This window comes from Shewanella sp. T24-MNA-CIBAN-0130, from assembly GCF_040310185.1.
Lineage (GTDB): Bacteria > Pseudomonadota > Gammaproteobacteria > Enterobacterales > Shewanellaceae > Shewanella > Shewanella psychromarinicola.
The window spans coordinates 1-265 of record NZ_JBEOPP010000347.1 but is presented as its reverse complement, the minus strand read 5'-3'; the positions used below and the strand labels follow the sequence as shown (position 1 = coordinate 265).

At 48.3% G+C, this 265-nt stretch carries 1 protein-coding gene; it reads left to right on the top strand.

Annotated elements, in window-relative coordinates; genetic code table 11:
• Nucleotides 1-265 (top strand): glycosyltransferase family 9 protein (locus tag AAEZ02_RS22670; protein WP_351125328.1); only part of this gene is annotated, 265 nt, incomplete at both ends.

The window sequence follows — 265 nt, the reverse complement described above, 5'->3', positions numbered from 1 at the left end:
ATAGAAGGTTATCAAGCGGTTTTAGATCGCTTGTTAGAGAAAGGTATTCTTCCTGTTATTACGGGTGGGCCTTCAGCCGACGAGGCTAGCTTTGCAGGGTTAATTGTCGCTGATCGAGGTGAGCAGGTTCGTAATTTGGTCGGTAAAACGCCACTTAATATGATGCTGACTGTATTAAAGGGGGCGTCACTTGTAGTGAGTCCAGACACTGGGCCTGCGCACATGTCTACCTTAGTGGGAACCCCTGTACTTGGGTTGTATGCTC